The sequence below is a fragment of the Streptomyces triticirhizae genome (assembly GCF_003696235.1).
In the GTDB taxonomy this organism is placed as follows: domain Bacteria; phylum Actinomycetota; class Actinomycetes; order Streptomycetales; family Streptomycetaceae; genus Streptomyces; species Streptomyces triticirhizae.
The window spans coordinates 1-15342 of record NZ_RFFJ01000014.1 but is presented as its reverse complement, the minus strand read 5'-3'; the positions used below and the strand labels follow the sequence as shown (position 1 = coordinate 15342).

General features: G+C 74.0%; 12 protein-coding genes. 8 read left to right on the top strand and 4 right to left on the bottom strand.

The features are described from left to right. Positions 1-10: 10 nt before the first annotated feature. From EBN88_RS04830 to EBN88_RS04820, 3 genes are all read right to left on the bottom strand, one after another. The gene (locus tag EBN88_RS04830) at positions 11-970 is read right to left on the bottom strand and encodes a carbohydrate ABC transporter permease (RefSeq protein WP_122182541.1); all 960 of its coding nucleotides are present in this window, start codon (positions 968-970) and stop codon (positions 11-13) included. 14 nt (positions 971-984) lie between these two features. Beyond that, a complete protein-coding gene (locus tag EBN88_RS04825) occupies positions 985-2334 on the bottom strand; it encodes an ABC transporter substrate-binding protein (RefSeq protein ID WP_233580462.1) in 1350 nt (449 codons plus the stop codon). A 246-nt stretch (positions 2335-2580) separates the two neighbouring features. Next, entirely contained in the window at positions 2581-3591 is a 1011-nt protein-coding gene (locus EBN88_RS04820) for a LacI family DNA-binding transcriptional regulator (RefSeq protein WP_122182539.1), read from the bottom strand. Positions 3592-3732: 141 nt separating this feature from the next. Between EBN88_RS04820 and EBN88_RS31100 the strand changes: the two genes are divergently transcribed. The 4 genes from EBN88_RS31100 (at position 3733) to EBN88_RS04790 (ending at position 10356) form a co-directional block, all read left to right on the top strand. After that, positions 3733-6759, top strand: coding sequence for an AfsR/SARP family transcriptional regulator (locus tag EBN88_RS31100; protein WP_199742253.1), 3027 nt, complete (start codon positions 3733-3735; stop codon positions 6757-6759). A gap of 177 nt (positions 6760-6936) precedes the next feature. Further along, positions 6937-8271, top strand: a complete 1335-nt coding sequence (locus tag EBN88_RS04800; RefSeq protein ID WP_122182537.1) for a purple acid phosphatase family protein — start codon at positions 6937-6939, stop codon at positions 8269-8271. An 88-nt stretch (positions 8272-8359) separates the two neighbouring features. Continuing rightward, entirely contained in the window at positions 8360-9469 is a 1110-nt protein-coding gene (locus tag EBN88_RS04795) for a DUF4037 domain-containing protein (protein WP_122182536.1), read from the top strand. A 164-nt stretch (positions 9470-9633) separates the two neighbouring features. Beyond that, positions 9634-10356 (top strand): siderophore-interacting protein, encoded by a 723-nt coding sequence (locus EBN88_RS04790; protein ID WP_122182535.1) that lies wholly within the window; start codon positions 9634-9636, stop codon positions 10354-10356. 21 nt (positions 10357-10377) lie between these two features. Here the strand turns inward: EBN88_RS04790 and EBN88_RS04785 are convergent, their stop codons facing one another. After that, positions 10378-11220, bottom strand: a complete 843-nt coding sequence (locus EBN88_RS04785; RefSeq protein WP_122182534.1) for a glycoside hydrolase family protein — start codon at positions 11218-11220, stop codon at positions 10378-10380. A 322-nt stretch (positions 11221-11542) separates the two neighbouring features. On the opposite strand from EBN88_RS04785, the gene EBN88_RS04780 reads away from it, so the two are divergent. From EBN88_RS04780 to EBN88_RS04765, 4 genes are all read left to right on the top strand, one after another. After that, positions 11543-12352: an SGNH/GDSL hydrolase family protein gene (locus EBN88_RS04780; protein WP_233580461.1), complete on the top strand. Its 810-nt coding sequence runs from the start codon at positions 11543-11545 to the stop codon at positions 12350-12352. Positions 12353-12456: 104 nt separating this feature from the next. Continuing rightward, a complete protein-coding gene (locus EBN88_RS04775; protein WP_122182532.1) occupies positions 12457-13500 on the top strand; it encodes a porin PorA family protein in 1044 nt (347 codons plus the stop codon). Positions 13501-13949: 449 nt separating this feature from the next. Next, positions 13950-14717, top strand: a complete 768-nt coding sequence (locus EBN88_RS04770; RefSeq protein WP_122182531.1) for a class I SAM-dependent methyltransferase — start codon at positions 13950-13952, stop codon at positions 14715-14717. Further along, the coding region (locus EBN88_RS04765; RefSeq protein ID WP_147472642.1) for a thiamine pyrophosphate-binding protein at positions 14714-15342 on the top strand (629 nt) is incomplete at its 3' end. The genes EBN88_RS04770 and EBN88_RS04765, both read left to right, overlap by 4 nt.

Below are 15342 nucleotides of genomic sequence, written 5' to 3'. Positions count from 1 at the left end.
GCGGCTCCCCTCAGCCTCGGGTCCTGGTCAGGCGCAGATAGCAGGCGGCGAAGACGCCCAGCACCAGGAAGAGCACGGTGCTCATGGCGCTGGCCAGCCCGAAGTCGTTGTAGACGAACGCGTACCGGTAGAGCAGCAGCAGCACGGTGACCGTGGCGTTGTCGGGTCCGCCGCCGGTGAGGACGAACGGCTCGATGAACACCTGCATGGTGCCGAGCACCTGGAGCAGCAGGGTGATCATCAGGATGAACCGCAGCTGGGGCAGCGTCACATGCCACAGCCGCCGCCGGATCGAGGCGCCGTCCAGCTGGGCCGCCTCGTACAGCTCGCCGGGGATGTTGCTGAGCGCGGCCAGATAGATCAGCGTCGTGGTGCCCATGTTGGCCCAGGTGGAGACGAGCACCAGGGAGACCATCGCCAGGTTCTCCGACTCAAGCCACGCCTGCGGCGGCAGCCGCACCACCTCCAGCGCGTTGTTGAGCAGCCCGGGGCCCGGGTCGTAGATCCAGCGCCACAGCAGCATGGTGACGATCGGCGGCAGCATCACCGGCAGATAGACCGCCATCCGCAGGAACGCCCGCCCGTGCCGCAGTTCGTTGAGCACCACGGCCGTCAGCAGCGGCGCGGCGAAGCCGAAGACCAGCGCCAGCAGCGTGAAGTAGCCGGTGTTCCGCCAGGCGGTCGCGAACAGCGGGTCGTCGAAGAGGCGTTGGAAGTTCTCCCAGCCCACCCACTCGTCCGCTCCGGTGAACGTGACCCGCTGGAAGCTCAGCAGGAAGCCCCGCACGATCGGGTACCAGGAGAACAGCGCGAAGCAGACCACCGCGCCGGCCAGGAAGAGGTAGGCGGCCAGGTTGCGGCGCAGCGCGGCCGACCGACCGCCGCGCCGTGGCGGGACGCGGCGCCGGGCGGCGCGTTGCTCGGGCGCGGCGACGGGCGCCGGCCGGGGGGTCCGGGTGTGTGCCGTCATGGCGTCGGACCGCCTCAGCGCACCGTGGCGAGGATGTCGTCCACGCGGTCGGCCGCGTCGCTCAGCAGACGGTCGAGGTCGGCGTTCTCCTCGGTGAGCACCGCCTGCATCACGCCGTCCAGCACGGTGTAGATCTGCTGGGCGTTGGGCGGCTCGACCAGGACCTCCACCTCGTCGGCGCGGTCGAGGAAGGGCTGGTAGTTCTCCAGCGGGACGTTGGCGTACTCCTCGTGGATCGCGTCCACGATCCGCTGTGACTCGCCCTGCCACAGGTTGGGTTGGGGCAGCCCGACGGGGATGCCGGCCTCGACCGCGTTCCGGGTGACCTCCTCCTCGCGCTCGGGGTTGAGGTACTTCCACCGCACCCAGGTCAGCCCGGCCCTGATCTCCTCGGGCGAGGCGTCGGGGTTGACCATGAAGCCGTCGCCGCCGCCGAGGGTGGCCTCGCCCGGCATGGCGGCCAGCCCGAACTCGTCGTACTCGCGCTCGAACTGCTTGACGATCGTGGGGATGTTGTCTGGTCCGGCCAGATACATGCCCAACTGGCCGCTGCCCATCATCCGTTGCACGTCGGCGATCTCCAGCAGCTGCCGGGTGCCCATGCTGTCGTCCTCCCAGCGCATCGCGTGCAGCGCCTCCAGCGCGGCCCGACCGGCCTCGTCGTCGAACGCCGCCCGCCAGCCGTCCCCGTCCCGCTCGGCGACCTGGCCGCCCATGGAGTAGATCCACGCGGTCAGATGCCAGCCGCCCTGGTTGTTCTTGCTGTAGTCCGCGAAGCCCACGATGTCCTCGCCGAGCGCGCTGATCTCGCGGGCGGCGGTCCGCACCTCGTCCCAGGTCTCCGGCGGCTGGTCGGGGTCGAGGCCGGCCTCGCGGAACAGCTCCCGGTTGTAGAGCAGGCCCATCGAGTAGTTGCCGGTGGGCAGGCCGTAGGCGCGGCCCTCATCGTCGCGGAAGACGTCCCGCAACTCGGGGCGGACGTCGGCCAGTTCGGGGAACTCGTCGAGGTAGTCGGTGATGTCGGCCGCCTGGCCGCGCTCGATCAGGCCGGCCGGGTCGGTGAAGTAGACGTAGAAGACGTCCTCCAGCTGCCCGCCGGCCAGCTTGGCGGTGAAGGTCTCCGGGTCCATCAGCCCCTCGCGGGCGTCGATCCGGATGTCCGGGTGCGCCGCCTCGAAGGCCGCTATGTCGTCCTCGAAGTTCTGCCGGTCGATCGCCTGGGTCTCGGGCGGCAGCCCGTTGACGCTGACGGTGACCACCCCGTCCTCCTGGGACGACGAGGAGGAGCCACAGGCGGTCAGGCCGAGGACCAGCGCGCACGCCGTGCCCCGTCCCGCGAACCGACGGACGTGTGAGCCAACCATGGCGGGGCCTTTCTGGGAGCGGAGGCGACACCGCGTCAACCGCGCGCGGCCCTGGGGTGTCTGCCGGGGACGTCCGCGACGGCGCGGGATCGTGCCCCGCGCCCCACGGCGAGCCCTGACAGTAGAATCGGCTCACGCAAGAAGTCAATCGTTGTGCGCAAGATCTTGACGATAGCCATGGGTTCCGGGAGGCTCAGTCCCGGCCGGCGCCCCGCCCAGGTCCGCCCGGGTCCGGTCGGGTCCCGGTCATCCGGCCGGCGGCGGGGCGGTCGAGGAGCGCACCACCAACTCCGGCTCGAAGAGCATCAGTTCGTTGGCGGCGGCGTGCCCGCCCAGCTGCGAGACGAGCGAGGCGACGGCGGCGGCCGCCATCGTCGCCACCGGCTGACGCGCCGTGGTCAGCGGGGGATCGGTCGCCACCAGGAAGGGGGAGTCGTCGAAGCCCACCACCGAGAGGTCGTCCGGGACGCGCAGCCCGCGCCGGCGGGCCGCGCGGATCGCGCCGAGCGCCAGCGCGTCGCTGGCGCAGACCACCGCCGTCACGCCCGCGTCCACCAGGCGCGGCAGCGCGGTCGAGCCGCCCTCCATCGAGAAGATGGTGTGCGCCACCCAGGGTCGCCAGTCGTCGCTGCCCAGCCCTCTGCGGGCCTGGAACGCCGCGTAGCCGCGCAGCTTGAGCGCGCTCGGCACATGGCCGACCGGCCCCAGGACCAGGCCGATCCGCCGGTGGCCGAGCGAGGTCAGGTGCGCCATGGCCTGCTCGGCGGCGAGCGCGTCGTCCACGTTGACCTGGGCCAGGTCCAGGTTCTCGTCGGCCGCGTTGATCAGCACCAGGGGTATCCGCTCCTCGCGCAGCCGCCGCCCCTGCTCCTCGCCGATGTCGGTGTAGCTGGCGCCGACGAAGACGAGACCGGCGACGCGCTGCCCGAGCAGCAGGTTGATCGAGTGCGCGTCGGGCCCGCCGTCCGGCGCGCGGTTGCAGAGCGCCGGCACCAGACCGTGCGTGCTCAGCAGCCCGGAGAGCGCCTGGACGAACGCGGGGAAGACCGGGTTGAGCAACTCGGGGATGACCAGCCCGACCAGCGGGGCCCGGCCCCGCCGGAAGCGCGCCGGCCGCTCGAAGCCGTGCACGTCCAGCGCCGTCAGCACGGCGTCCCTGGTCTTCGGCATCACGTCGGGGGCGCCGTTGAGCACCCGGCGCACCGTCGCCTCGCTGACACCGGCGAAGGCGGCCACCTGAGAGAGTCGTTGCTTCACGGTGGGACTCTATAACGGGCTCTGCAAAATATCGAAGCGAAGCCGCAAAAAAATGACGCATCACGCGGTCCGCCACCCGCCCCGCCACCCGTCAGACTGGGGGGATGGCCGAACGAGACGGCCGAACGGAACGGGCGGGACATGGAGTTCGCGGTGTTGGGGCCGGTCGAGATCCGGCGGAACGGTGAGCGGCGGCCGGTGACGGGCCGGCTGCGCAGGACGCTGCTGGGCGCGCTGCTGGCGCGGGCCAACGAGTCGGTCTCGGCCGACCACCTGATCGACCTGCTGTGGGGCGAGGACGCCGAGCCCAGGGCCGGCACCAGGCTGCACATCCAGGTGCACCGGCTGCGGGCCGCGCTGGGCGGGCCCGAGCGGCTGTCCTGGGGGCCCGAGGGATACCGACTGGCCGTCGCGAAGGGCGAGTTGGACGCGGACCGTTTCACCGAGCTGACCGAAGAGGCGGAACGGGTGGCCGCCCGCGAGCCGGAGCGGGCGGCCGTGCTGCTACACCGGGCGCTCGGGCTGTGGCGCGGCCGGCCGTTCGCCGACCTGGACGTCCCCGCGCTCGACGACTGGGCGCGGACGCTGGAGGAGCGCCGCCTCGCCGCCCAGGAGGCGCTCTGCCAGGTGGAGTTGGCCCAGGGCGCCGGCCACGCCGCCATCGGGCGGCTGCGCGAGCTGGTTGGCGAACACCCGCTGCGGGAACGCGCCCACGCCCTGCTGGTCACCGCGCTGCACCGGGCCGGCCGCACCGACGAGGCCCTCGCCGCCCACCGCGCGGCGCGGCGGCTGATCGTCACCGAGCTGGGCCTCGAACCGGGGCCCGAACTCCAGGAGCTGGAACGCCGGATGCTGGCCGGCGAGCCCCTGGAGCCCACGCCGTGCGCCGCCGCGCGGGCGCCGGCCGTGCGCCCCGCCCAACTCCCCAGGGACATCGTTGACTTCGTGGGCCGTGAGGCGGAAATCGCCGCGCTCGACGAGCTGCTGGACGGGCCGGCCGCCGTCGCCGTGCTGGCCGGCACCGCCGGCGTCGGCAAGACGGCCCTCGCGGTGCGCTGGGCGCACCGGGTGCGGGACCGCTTCCCCGACGGACAGCTCCACGTCGACCTGCGCGGCTACGGGCCCGACCGCCCGCTGACGGCCGACGAGGCGCTCGCCGGCTTCCTGCGCGCCCTCGACCGCGACGGGCCGCCGCTCCCGCGACAACTCGACGAGCGCGCCGCCCACTTCCGCTCCCTGGTCGACGGGCGGCGGATGCTGCTGGTGCTGGACAACGCCAGAACCGTCGAACAGGTGCGGCCCCTGCTGCCCGGCACCCCGACCTGTGTCACCGTGATCACCAGCCGGGAGTCCCTCGCCGGCCTGGTGGCCAGGGACGGCGCCCGCCGCCTCGACCTGGACCGCCCGCCGCTCGCCGACGCCCGCCGCCTGCTGCGCGAACTCCTCGGCGAGCGCGCCGAGTCCGACCCGCCGGCCACCGACGCGCTGATCGAACGCTGCGCCCGCCTGCCGCTGGCGCTGCGCGTAGCGGCCGAGCTGATCGACACCCAGCCCGGCCGTGCCATCGCCGACCTCGCCGACGAACTCGCCGGCCGCCAGGAGGCGTTGGACGTGCTCGACGTCGAGGGCGACCCCTACACGGCCGTGCGCGCCGTCTTCTCCTGGTCCTACCAGCGGCTCGACGCGGAGACCGCGCGGGCGTTCCGCCTGCTGGGCACCCACCCCGGGCACGACACCGACGCGCACGCCCTGGCCGCGCTGGCCGGCGAGGACCGGCGCCGCACCCACCGGGCCCTGGAGGCGCTGCGCCGCGCCTCCCTCGTGGACCGGACGCCCGCCGGCCGCTACCAGCCCCACGACCTGCTGCGCGCCTACGCCGCCGAGCTGGCCGAGTCCCTCGACCCTCCACAGGAGCGGCGCGCCGCCCTGGACCGGCTGTGCGGGTACTACCTGGCGACCGCCGCGCTCGCGATGGAGACGTTCGCCCCCTACGAGGCCGACCGGCTCCCCAAGGTCCCCGACGCGCCCGCCGAGATCCCGGCGCTCAACTCGCCCGACCAGGCGCGCCGTTGGCTGGACGCCGAGCGGAACAACCTGATGGAGGCCAGCCGGCACGGCGGCCCGGAGTTCGTCACGCTCCTGGCGCGGACCGTCTGGCGCTACCAGGACATCGGCGGCCTCAAGGACGAGATGATCACCCTCCAGACCCGGGCGCTGCGCGCGGCCCGGACGCTGGGCGACACCGTGGAGGAGGCCCACGCCAGGCGGCACCTCGGCACCGTCCTGAGCACGGTGGGCGGCCAGTACGCGACGGCGCTCGAGCACCTTCGGCTGGCCCTGGCCGGGTTCGAGGAGCACGGCCTGACGGAGGCGCGGGGCGCGGTGTTGAACAACCTGAGCATCCTCCACACCGCCGAGGGCGACCTGAGGGAGGCCGTCCGCCAGACGCGCCGCGCCCTCGACTCCGGCGGCTCCGGCCTCAGTTGGCAGCTCCGGCGCGCGCTGCTGATCAACCACGCGGCGCACCTGGCGGACCTGGGGGAGCACGAGGAGGCGCTGGCGCACGTGCTCCCGGGGGTCGAGCTGTGCGCCGCCCACGACGACCGGGCCATCGAGGCCAACGCCCGTTCCGTTCTGGCCCGCGTTCTGGTGTGCCTGGACCGGGACGAGGAGGCGTGGGAGCCGGCGCGGCGAGGGCTGTCGCTCGCCCGCGAGACGGGGTTCCGGATCGTCGAGGCGATCTGCCTGCGGACGCTGGGCGTCCTGCACCACAGGAGGGGCGAGCACGAGCGGGCGCTGTCCCTGCTGGAGGAGTCCGTGGCGCTGACCCGGCCGCTGGACAGCCGGGACATCCTGGCCCAGTGCCTGCGGTCGCTGGCCGTCGCCCTCGCGGCCGCCGACCGGCCCCACGAGGCGTTGGCCCGCCTCGACGAGGCGGTGGCGGTGGCCACCGCCGGGAACCACCGCCGCGAGGTGGCCGCCGCCCGGCTCGACCGGGGGGACGTGCTGGCCGCCCTCGGGGAGCGCGAACGGGCCCGTCAGGACTGGCGGCGGGTCGTGGAACTGGTCGCTGACCTCGGCCTGCCCCAGGCCGACGAGGCCGCGGCCCGCCTCGCGGCGAACGGCGAGCGCCCCGTCGGGGGAGGTCCGCTCCGCATCGAGCCGTGAACGGCGGGCCGGCGACGGCCCTGGGGTGGCCGCCCCGTGGCTCAGCCGTTCGTTCACCGCCGCACGCCCCACCGTTCATGCCCATGCCAGATGTCCCGGGAAGCGTTCCCGCGAAGCCACGCCGCGCCCGGCGCCGCCAGGCCCGGACCCGCTCCGCCGTCTCCCCGAGGAGTCCGCATGACCGTCCCCGCCCGCAGGTCCGCCCCAACGAACGCCCGCCCGCGCCTCGTTGCCCACCGCGCCCGCCGGCTCGCGCTGCCCGCCACGGCCGCGCTGCTGCTGGCCGGCCTGGCCGGCGCGCCCGCCCGGGCGCAGGACGCCGCCGAGCACGCGGCCCAGAACGAGACGTTCGACCGGATCGTGCTCTCCCCGACCGCGACGCCCGACACCGCCGCCACCCTGACCTGGCGCACCCCCGCCGCCTCGGCCGCGCCCGTGGTCGAGTACCAGCCGGCCGACGGCGGCCCCGCCACCACCGTCGCCGCCACCCCCACCGGCCAGGTCGCCGGCGGCCACTACCACCGCGCCGACCTCACCGGCCTGACCCCCGACACCGCCTACCGCTACCGGCTGGGCGACGGCGCCGAGTTCAGCGACTGGATCACCTTCCGCACCGCCGGCGCGGCCGGGGCCCCGTTCTCGTTCCTCTACTTCGGCGACATCCAGAACGACATCACCACGGGCGCCGCCCCCCTGGTCCGCGCCGCCCAGGCGGACGTCCCGCACGCCGAACTCACCCTGCACGCCGGCGACCTGATCAACAACGCGAACGCGGACGCCGAGTGGGCCGAGTGGTTCGCCGCCTTCGGCACGCCGCACACCGCCACCCACCCGCAGATCGCCACGCCGGGCAACCACGAGTACGACGGCTGGAAGCTGTCCGACCACTGGACCCGCCAGTTCCCCGGCGCCGGCAACGGCCCCGACGACGAGGACCTCGACGGCACCGTCTACTACACCGACTACCAGGGCGTGCGCTTCGTCTCGCTCAACAGCAACTACACCAACGCGCCCTGGTTCGACGTGGTGGACTGGCTGGAGGACCAACGGGTCTGGCTGGACCGGGTGTTGAGCGACAACCCGAACCGCTGGACCGTGGTCACCCTGCACCAGCCGGTGATGGCCAACAGCGAGGGCCGCACCGGAGTACTGGTGCGGGAGGCGTTCCTCGACGTGCTGGAGGAGCACGACGTCGACCTGGTGCTCCAGGGCCACGACCACTCCTACGGCCGGGGCAACCTGCTCGACCGTCGCACCGACGACCCCGCCGTCACCACGGGACCCGCCTATGTCGTCTCCGTCGCCGGGCCCAAGATGTACGAGCCGACCCCGGCCGACTGGACGGCCGCCGGCGCCGAGGTCCGCGTCCAGCGCGGCGACACCCAGACCTACCAGGTCGTGGACGTCACCGCCGACCGCCTGCGCTACGAGTCAAGGACCGGGGACGGCGCGGTGGTCGACGCGTTCACCGTGATCCGCGACGCCCAGGGCAAGCGCGTCGTCGAGGACTGAGCCGGGCCGGACCAGAGCGGACGGGCGCGGGCCGGCGCGCGGAGAAACGCGCTGGCCCGCGCCCGGCCCCTCGGGCCACAGTGGCCCCATGAGCACACCCCCGGCCGCCTTCGTCCCCGGCCTCCAACTCTCCGAGATCCTCTACCGGGAGGCCGTCCTGCCCCTGCTGGAGGAGATCCGCCCCGGGCTGCCGCACGCCGCCGCCCGCGTCGGCGCCGGCTCCGAGGTGCTGGGCTTCGACACCGCCCGCTCCGCCGACCACGAGTGGGGCCCGCGCCTCGACCTCTTCCTCGCCCCCGAGGACGCCGCCGAACTCGGCCCGCGCATCGGCCCGTTCCTCGCCGAGCGGCTACCCAAGGAGATCCGGGGCTGGCCCACCCACTTCGTGCGGGCCGGCTCGGACCCCGTCGGCCTGATGACCCCGACCGAGGGTCCGGTCGACCACCGGGTCGCCGTGGACACCGTGGACGGCTGGCTGGTCCGCCAGTTGGGCCCCGCCGGCGCCGCCGACCCGCTCACCCCGCTCGACTGGCTGGCCGTGCCCCAGCAGCGCCTCGCCGAGGCGACCGGCGGGGCCGTCCACCACGACGGCCCGGGCGCGCTGACCGCCGCCCGCCGGCGGCTGGCCTGGTACCCGGACGAGGTCTGGCGCTATCTGCTGGCCTGCCAGTGGCAGCGGATCTCCCAGGAGGAGGCGTTCGTCGGCCGCTGCGCCGAGGTGGGTGACGCGCTGGGCTCGGCCGTGGTCGCCGCCCGGTTGGCCCGCGACCTGATGCGGCTGTGCCTGCTGCTCGCCCGCCGCTACGCTCCCTACAGCAAGTGGCTGGGCAGCGCCTTCGCCCAACTCCCCGTCGCCGGGGAGCTGTCGCCCCTGCTGCGCCGCGCGATCGCCGCCTTTGACCATCCCGAGCGGGAACGGGCGTTGGGCGCGGCGATGGAACGGGTCGCCAGGCTCCAGAACGCGGCGGACCTCGCGCCCCCGGTGGACCCCACGCTGCGGAACTACCACGGCCGCCCGTTCCGGGTGTTGCACGCCGAGCGCTTCGCCGAGGCCCTGGCCGGCACCCTCACCGACCCGACGCTGGTGGCCCTGCCGCTGACCGGCGGCGTGGACCAGTGGGCCGACAACACCGACCTGATCCACCAGCCGCACGCCCTGGCCGCCACCGTCCGGGCGCTGGCCGACGACCAGCCCTGAGCCCCGGCCGATGCCGGTCCGTTACCCCGCCACCGGGCGAGCCCAGAGAACTTAGCCTAGGCTAACCTAACTCACCCCCGCGCGGTGTGCGGGGAACCCGCGCGCGAACGCGCCGGGTTGGGCTCCGGGCCGGGCCCGGACGAAGCGGACAAGGGGCGCAGACGATGGCACACGGCTGGGAGGGCGCGGTCCTCAGGCTGTTCCGGGGCAAGGACTTCACGTTCACCGTCACCGACGTGGAGCAGATCACCGAACGCTACCGCCGGGTCCGGGTCACCGACGGCGGGCTGCTGACCGCCGTCCCGCCGCACCCGACGATGTGGGTGCGGCTCTGGTTCGACCGGGACGGCAAGCCGCACCAGCGCGCCTTCACCCTGGTCGAACCCGACGCCGAGGCCGGCGAGTTCAGCCTGGAGTTCACCCTCCACCCCGGCACCGCCAGCGACTGGGCCCGCGCCGCCAGGCCCGGCGACACCATCGAGGCCACCCTCCAGGGCACCGGCTTCGAGCCGCCCGAGCCCGCGCCCTCCCGGCTGCTGGTCGTCGGCGACCCCGCCGCGCTGCCCGCGATCGTCTCCCTGCTCGCCGCCCACCCCGCCACCCCGGCCACCCTCTGGTTCGAGACCCCGCACCTGAGCGACCGCGTCCTGCCGTTCCGCCACGACCCGGACCGACACGAGCTGCGCCTGGTCGAACGGGCCGACGGCGGCGGCCGGTTGGTCCGCCAGGTGCGGGCCGAGCTGCCGGAGCTGGTCGACGACCCCGAGCGGGTCTACGCCTGGGTCACCTGCGACGCCACCACCACCAGGACGCTGGCCACCTTCCTGCGCAAGGAGGTCGGCCTCCCCAGGCGCCGGCTGCACGCCCTCGGCTACTGGCGCGGTTGAGCGGGTCGAGCCGGCGCGGGCCTACGAGCCGGCCTCCCGGTAGGCGCGCCCGCTGGCGTTGGGCGTCGCCCCGTCGTAGAGCCCGGTGCGATGGGTGCCCGTGGACAGCGTGAACCAGGCGTAGCGCTCCACGAACGGCAACTCCTCCAACATCGCCGTGGAGTTCCGCACGAAGTCCACCTGCTCCTGCTCGCTCGGGTAGCGCGGGCTGGGCCCGGAGAAGTCGATCAGCGCGTACTCCGTCAGCCACACCGGCTTGCCGTAACGGTCAGCCACCGCCTGGAGATAGCCCCGCAGATGCTCCACCGCGTCCGGCCCGAAGTCCGCTCCGTACCAGTGCAGCGGGATGAAGTCCACGCGCAGGCCCCGTTCCTCGGCCCCCGCCATGAAGCGGTCCAGCCAGCCGCCCGGGGTGTCGCCCCCGTAGGCCACCGCCGGCGCGCCCAGCCGCAGCCCGGTGGCCTCCAGGCGCGGCCAGAGGTCCAGGGCCTGCTCGACCGACATGTTCGCCTGCTCCCCGAGGTCAGGCTCGTTGAAGCCCAGCAGCTGCTCGCCCTCCCGGGCCGCCTCCGCCAGGGCCTCGTCGTTGACCGCGTCCGCGCCCCAGATCATCGGCACGAACTCCACGCCGTCGGGCGTCGCGATCCCGTCGTGATGCGAGGTCCAGGTGTAGTACCAGGAGGCACCGACGTCGGCGAGCGCCTCCGAAATCCCGTCCACCGGCGTCACGTTGGCGCCCTTGCGCTCGGCGGCGACGGGCGCGGCGCCGGCGGCCCCGCCGGGCTCGACGCCCGCCAGGCTCGGGGTGCCGATGCCCAACAGAAAGGCGATCAGACCGGTCAACACGCGGGGAACGAGGGGCATCGCTGGGGCCTTTGCGGAACGGGGGCGTGGGGGAGCGGGGCAACTCGCCGGTGGGGGCGGCGCGTTGACCGGAGAGCGCTCTCTGGGGGGCGATGCTGGCACGGGCCGCCGAGCAGCGTCAACGCGCCCCGGCCGTTCCGGAACACCCCGACCGGCCGGCCTTCCCTCTCCGGGGCGCGGTCAGACGACCGTCGGCCAGAACGGGCGCCCGCCCCGACGGCCGCGCCGCCGCCGCACGCGGGGCGCCCAGCCGCGCCGCAGGTCAGCGTGGCGACCCGGCACGCGGGGCCAACGCCCCTGACGGCGGGGCGCGTTGGCCGCCTTGACCGACCCGGTGGCGCTGCCTGGGTTCACCCCGCCCCGTCCGGCCAGCGCCGGCCCGTTCGAACGCCGCCCTCGAACCCTCACAGGAGCCCAGCGTGCCGTCACCCTCCCCGCTGCCCGGCCGTTCCCCCGACCGTCACCAGAGGCTCACCGGACCGGCACCACGGTCAACGCCCACCACCGGTGGACCGACTTCCTCAACGACCGCCTCGCCGAGGCCCCCGGGCGCCGGACGGTCGGCGTCCTCAACAAGGGCACCAGCGGTAACCGGCTGCTGCACGACCCCAACCCGCCCGCCGGCTCCGAGGCGGAGGGGTTCGCGGCCTACTTCGGCGAGAGCGGACTCCGCCGCTTCGACCGCGACGTGCTGGCCCACCCCGGCGTCAGCGATGTGATCCTGCACCTCGGCGTCAACGACATGGGGCACCCGGGCACCGTGGCCCCCGAGTCGGAACGCGTCACCTCCGCCGACCTCGTCGCCGGCTACCGTCAGCTGATCGCGCGGGCGCACGAGCGGGGCGTGCGGGTGCACGGCGCGACCATCACGCCCTTCCGCGACGCCCCGGACTTCGACACACCCGAGAACGAGCGAACGCGCCAGGAGGTCAACGCCTGGGTCCGCACCTCGGGTGCCTTCGACTCCGTCATCGACTTCGACGCCGCGCTCCGCGACCCCGACCAGCCCGACCGCCTCGCCCCGCGCTTCGACAGCGGCGACCATCCGCACCCCAACGACGCCGGCAACGAGGCCATGGCGGCCGCCGTGCCCCTCCACCCGGGGTGGGGCCGGGCCCATGAGCTGGGGTGAACAGTCGTTCACCTGTTGTGGGAAGTTTATTGACCCGCACGGGTGCCGACCATAGGTTGACCCAGCCGTCGCACAATGTCGTGTGCGCGTAACCGGGAGATGCCATGCGCAGAAGCACCTGGGTCCTGTCCGGATCGGCCGCCGTGCTGGTGGCCGCCTCGGTCGTGACCCGCCTTGTGGTCTACCCGTCCGTCCACCAGCTGCCTGGGGACACGGACACCACGTTCGAGTACACGGGAACGGCCACGCTGCTCAACGCGGCGGCCCTGGAGACCGGGGACCTGGCCAACGCCTTCCTCAGCGACGTTCCGATCACCCTCGACCGCCACGTCAAGGTCGTGGAGACCGACGGGTCGACCGCCGTCGTCACCGACGACGTCACGGTGACCGGCCAGGACGGCACCGAGCTGTCCACCACCAGCCACCGCTGGGCCGTCGACCGCGTGGACCTGGTCAACGTCGACCCGCCGGAGGGTTCGGAGGCCGAGGAGCACCAGGGCCTGGTGATCTCCTGGCCGCTGGACCCGGAGGAGAAGGACTACACCTTCTGGGACCCGACCACGGCCACCGAGGCGCCGGCCGTCTACGACCGCACGGAGGACGTCGAGGGCCGCACCGCCTACGTCTATGTGATCGAGACCGCCGGCGAGTTGGCCGACCCGGCCATGGTGGAGCGCTTCCCGGCGGCGCTGCCCAGGGACGTGCTCGCCGGCATAGCCCAGGGGCTGCCCCCCGAGCAGCAGCCGGACCCGGCGATGCTGGGGCAGCTCCCCGAGGAGGTGCCGCTGTCCTACGCGGCCAGCACGGCGCGGGTCGCCTGGATCGACTCCGAGACCGGCGCGGTGCTCAACGGCTCCCTGGAACAGAACGTCGTCGCCCAGATCCCGGGCCCGGACGGCCCGATCGACCTGGCTCCGGTCAGCACCCTCTCCGTGGAGGGCACGCCGGAGGGCGCCAAGGAACGGGCCGACGACGCGGACTCCAACTCCCAGATGCTCTGGCTGGTGCGGATGGCCATCCCGCTCGGGCTCGCCGCCGTGGCGGCCGTGCTGGTGATCCTCGCCGTCTGGCGCGAGCTGCGCGGCCGGGGCCGCGACGGGGAGGACGGCGGTCCGGCCGCCGCCGACCCGCCGCCGGCGACCGCCTGAGGCCCGGCGCCACTTCGGGGCCCGTGGGGCGGGAGGTGTGTTCCTCCCGCCCCACGGGCCCCTTCCTTCTTGCGTCCGCACTCCCGTGTTCGGTTGTTGTCGAAACTGAACGTGGTCCGCGGTCGGGGCCGTGGCGGCGCCTCGGGGGCGCTCTTTCCGTGCGGCTGGCGGCTGTTGACGTCCCGCGCCGACGGCGAGGTGTGATTCAGATCACCGCGCGGCTCCGTTCTTTCCCTGCGGCCGGTCGAATTCCTTGCGACGGCGGTCGATTGATCGGCCGTTCTCCCGAGAAGAAGAAAGCGTCGCGGTCAGCTTCGATCAATTGCATTCCGCGCGGAGCGCGGAGCTTTGGCCATTCCTTGACGCCCATTCCGCGCCGCCCGCATCCTGGCGAAGGCTCGAAACCCAGGGGAGGTTCGGGCTGGTGAACGGGGTTTCAAGGGGGAGCGATGACCCACAGGGGCGCGGACGGCGAGGCGAATCGTGAGAGGGTCCGCGAGGCGGACCGTGAGGCGAGGAACCACGAGGATCTGATCCGTTTCTACCGGGCCGAGGTCGAGGGCGGCCGCCATCTCTTCGACATCTGGGAATCCGGCGGAAGTCGCGGAGATTCGGTCACTCCCTCCACCTACAGTGCCGCCTATCGACAGTGGATGACCGAAAAGCTTCATCGGGCGCTCGGTGACACCGGCGGCGGGCTGCTCAGCCTCGGCTGCGGCAACGCCGCCGTCGAGGCCGAGGTGGCGCTGCGCGGCCACCGGGTGCTGGCCGTCGACGCCCTGCCCGAGGCGGTGGCCATCGCCCGGTCCAAGGGCCTCGACGCCGAGCGCGGCGACATCCACCGCTGGGAGCCGGCCGAGCCCTGGTCGGTGATCTACCTCGACGGCGTGCTCGGCCATCTCCTCGACCCCGCCCACGGGTTGGTCCCCGTGCTGCGCCGCGTCCGGTCCTGGCTCACCCCGCACGGCGTCCTCGTCGCCTCCAACGACGCGCCGAGGGACGACTCCCCCGCCCAACCGGCGCCCGGCGTCCACGGCTTCCACTGGCTCTCCGCCGACCACCTGCGCGACGAGGCGCTCCGCGCCGGCTTCGGCTCCGCCGAGACCGAGGAGTACCGCTACCGGCGCCCCATCTCGGGCGAACGCGTCAGGGCCGTGGTCACCGCGCACGCCGCCGGCCGCCCGACGCTGCCGGGACCCCGGGGGGTCGCCGCATGACCGCCGGAGCGCGACTGCTCGTCGAGGCGCTGGTCCGACACGGCGTGGACACCGTCTTCGGCTTCCCCGGCGACACCAGCATCGCCCTCTACGACGTGCTGCGGGAGCGGGCCGACATCATCCGACACGTGCTCGCCCGCGACGAGCGGCACGCCGGGTTCATGGCCGACGCCTACACCCGCACCACCCGCAGGCTCGGCGTCTGCGAGGCGTCCAGCGGCGCCGGCGCCGTCTACCTGGCCAGCGGCATGGCCGAGGCCCTCGCCGCCAGCGTCCCGCTGCTCGCCGTCACCACCGACAACAACCGCCGCAGCCGGGGCACCTCGCCGATCAGCGAGGTCGACCAGGACCAGCTCTTCGCCGCCTGCACCAAGTGGCGGCAGACCGTGGAGCGGCCGGCCGACATCCCCGCCCTCGTCGCCCGCGCCGTCGCCGCCGCCACCGAGGGCCGGCCCGGGCCGGCGGCGCTGATCATCCCCGAGGACGTGCTGGAGGAGACCGTCCCGCTCCCCCCGCAGGTCAACGCCCCCGAGAGGCCGGCGCTCGTCCCCGGCCGGCGCCCCGCCGCCCCGCCCGAGGCGGTGCGCGCCGCCGCCGGCCGGCTCGACGCCGCCCGGCGGCCGGT

Excerpts from the sequence above, each read along its gene's own strand:
- EBN88_RS04830 (WP_122182541.1), bottom strand. The coding sequence starts at position 970 with ATGACGGCACACACCCGGACCCCCCGGCCGGCGCCCGTCGCCGCGCCC.
- EBN88_RS04825 (WP_233580462.1), bottom strand. The coding sequence starts at position 2,334 with ATGGTTGGCTCACACGTCCGTCGGTTCGCGGGACGGGGCACGGCGTGC.
- EBN88_RS31100 (WP_199742253.1), top strand. The coding sequence starts at position 3,733 with ATGGAGTTCGCGGTGTTGGGGCCGGTCGAGATCCGGCGGAACGGTGAG.
- EBN88_RS04800 (WP_122182537.1), top strand. The coding sequence starts at position 6,937 with ATGACCGTCCCCGCCCGCAGGTCCGCCCCAACGAACGCCCGCCCGCGC.
- EBN88_RS04795 (WP_122182536.1), top strand. The coding sequence starts at position 8,360 with ATGAGCACACCCCCGGCCGCCTTCGTCCCCGGCCTCCAACTCTCCGAG.
- EBN88_RS04790 (WP_122182535.1), top strand. The coding sequence starts at position 9,634 with ATGGCACACGGCTGGGAGGGCGCGGTCCTCAGGCTGTTCCGGGGCAAG.
- EBN88_RS04785 (WP_122182534.1), bottom strand. The coding sequence starts at position 11,220 with ATGCCCCTCGTTCCCCGCGTGTTGACCGGTCTGATCGCCTTTCTGTTG.
- EBN88_RS04775 (WP_122182532.1), top strand. The coding sequence starts at position 12,457 with ATGCGCAGAAGCACCTGGGTCCTGTCCGGATCGGCCGCCGTGCTGGTG.
- EBN88_RS04770 (WP_122182531.1), top strand. The coding sequence starts at position 13,950 with ATGACCCACAGGGGCGCGGACGGCGAGGCGAATCGTGAGAGGGTCCGC.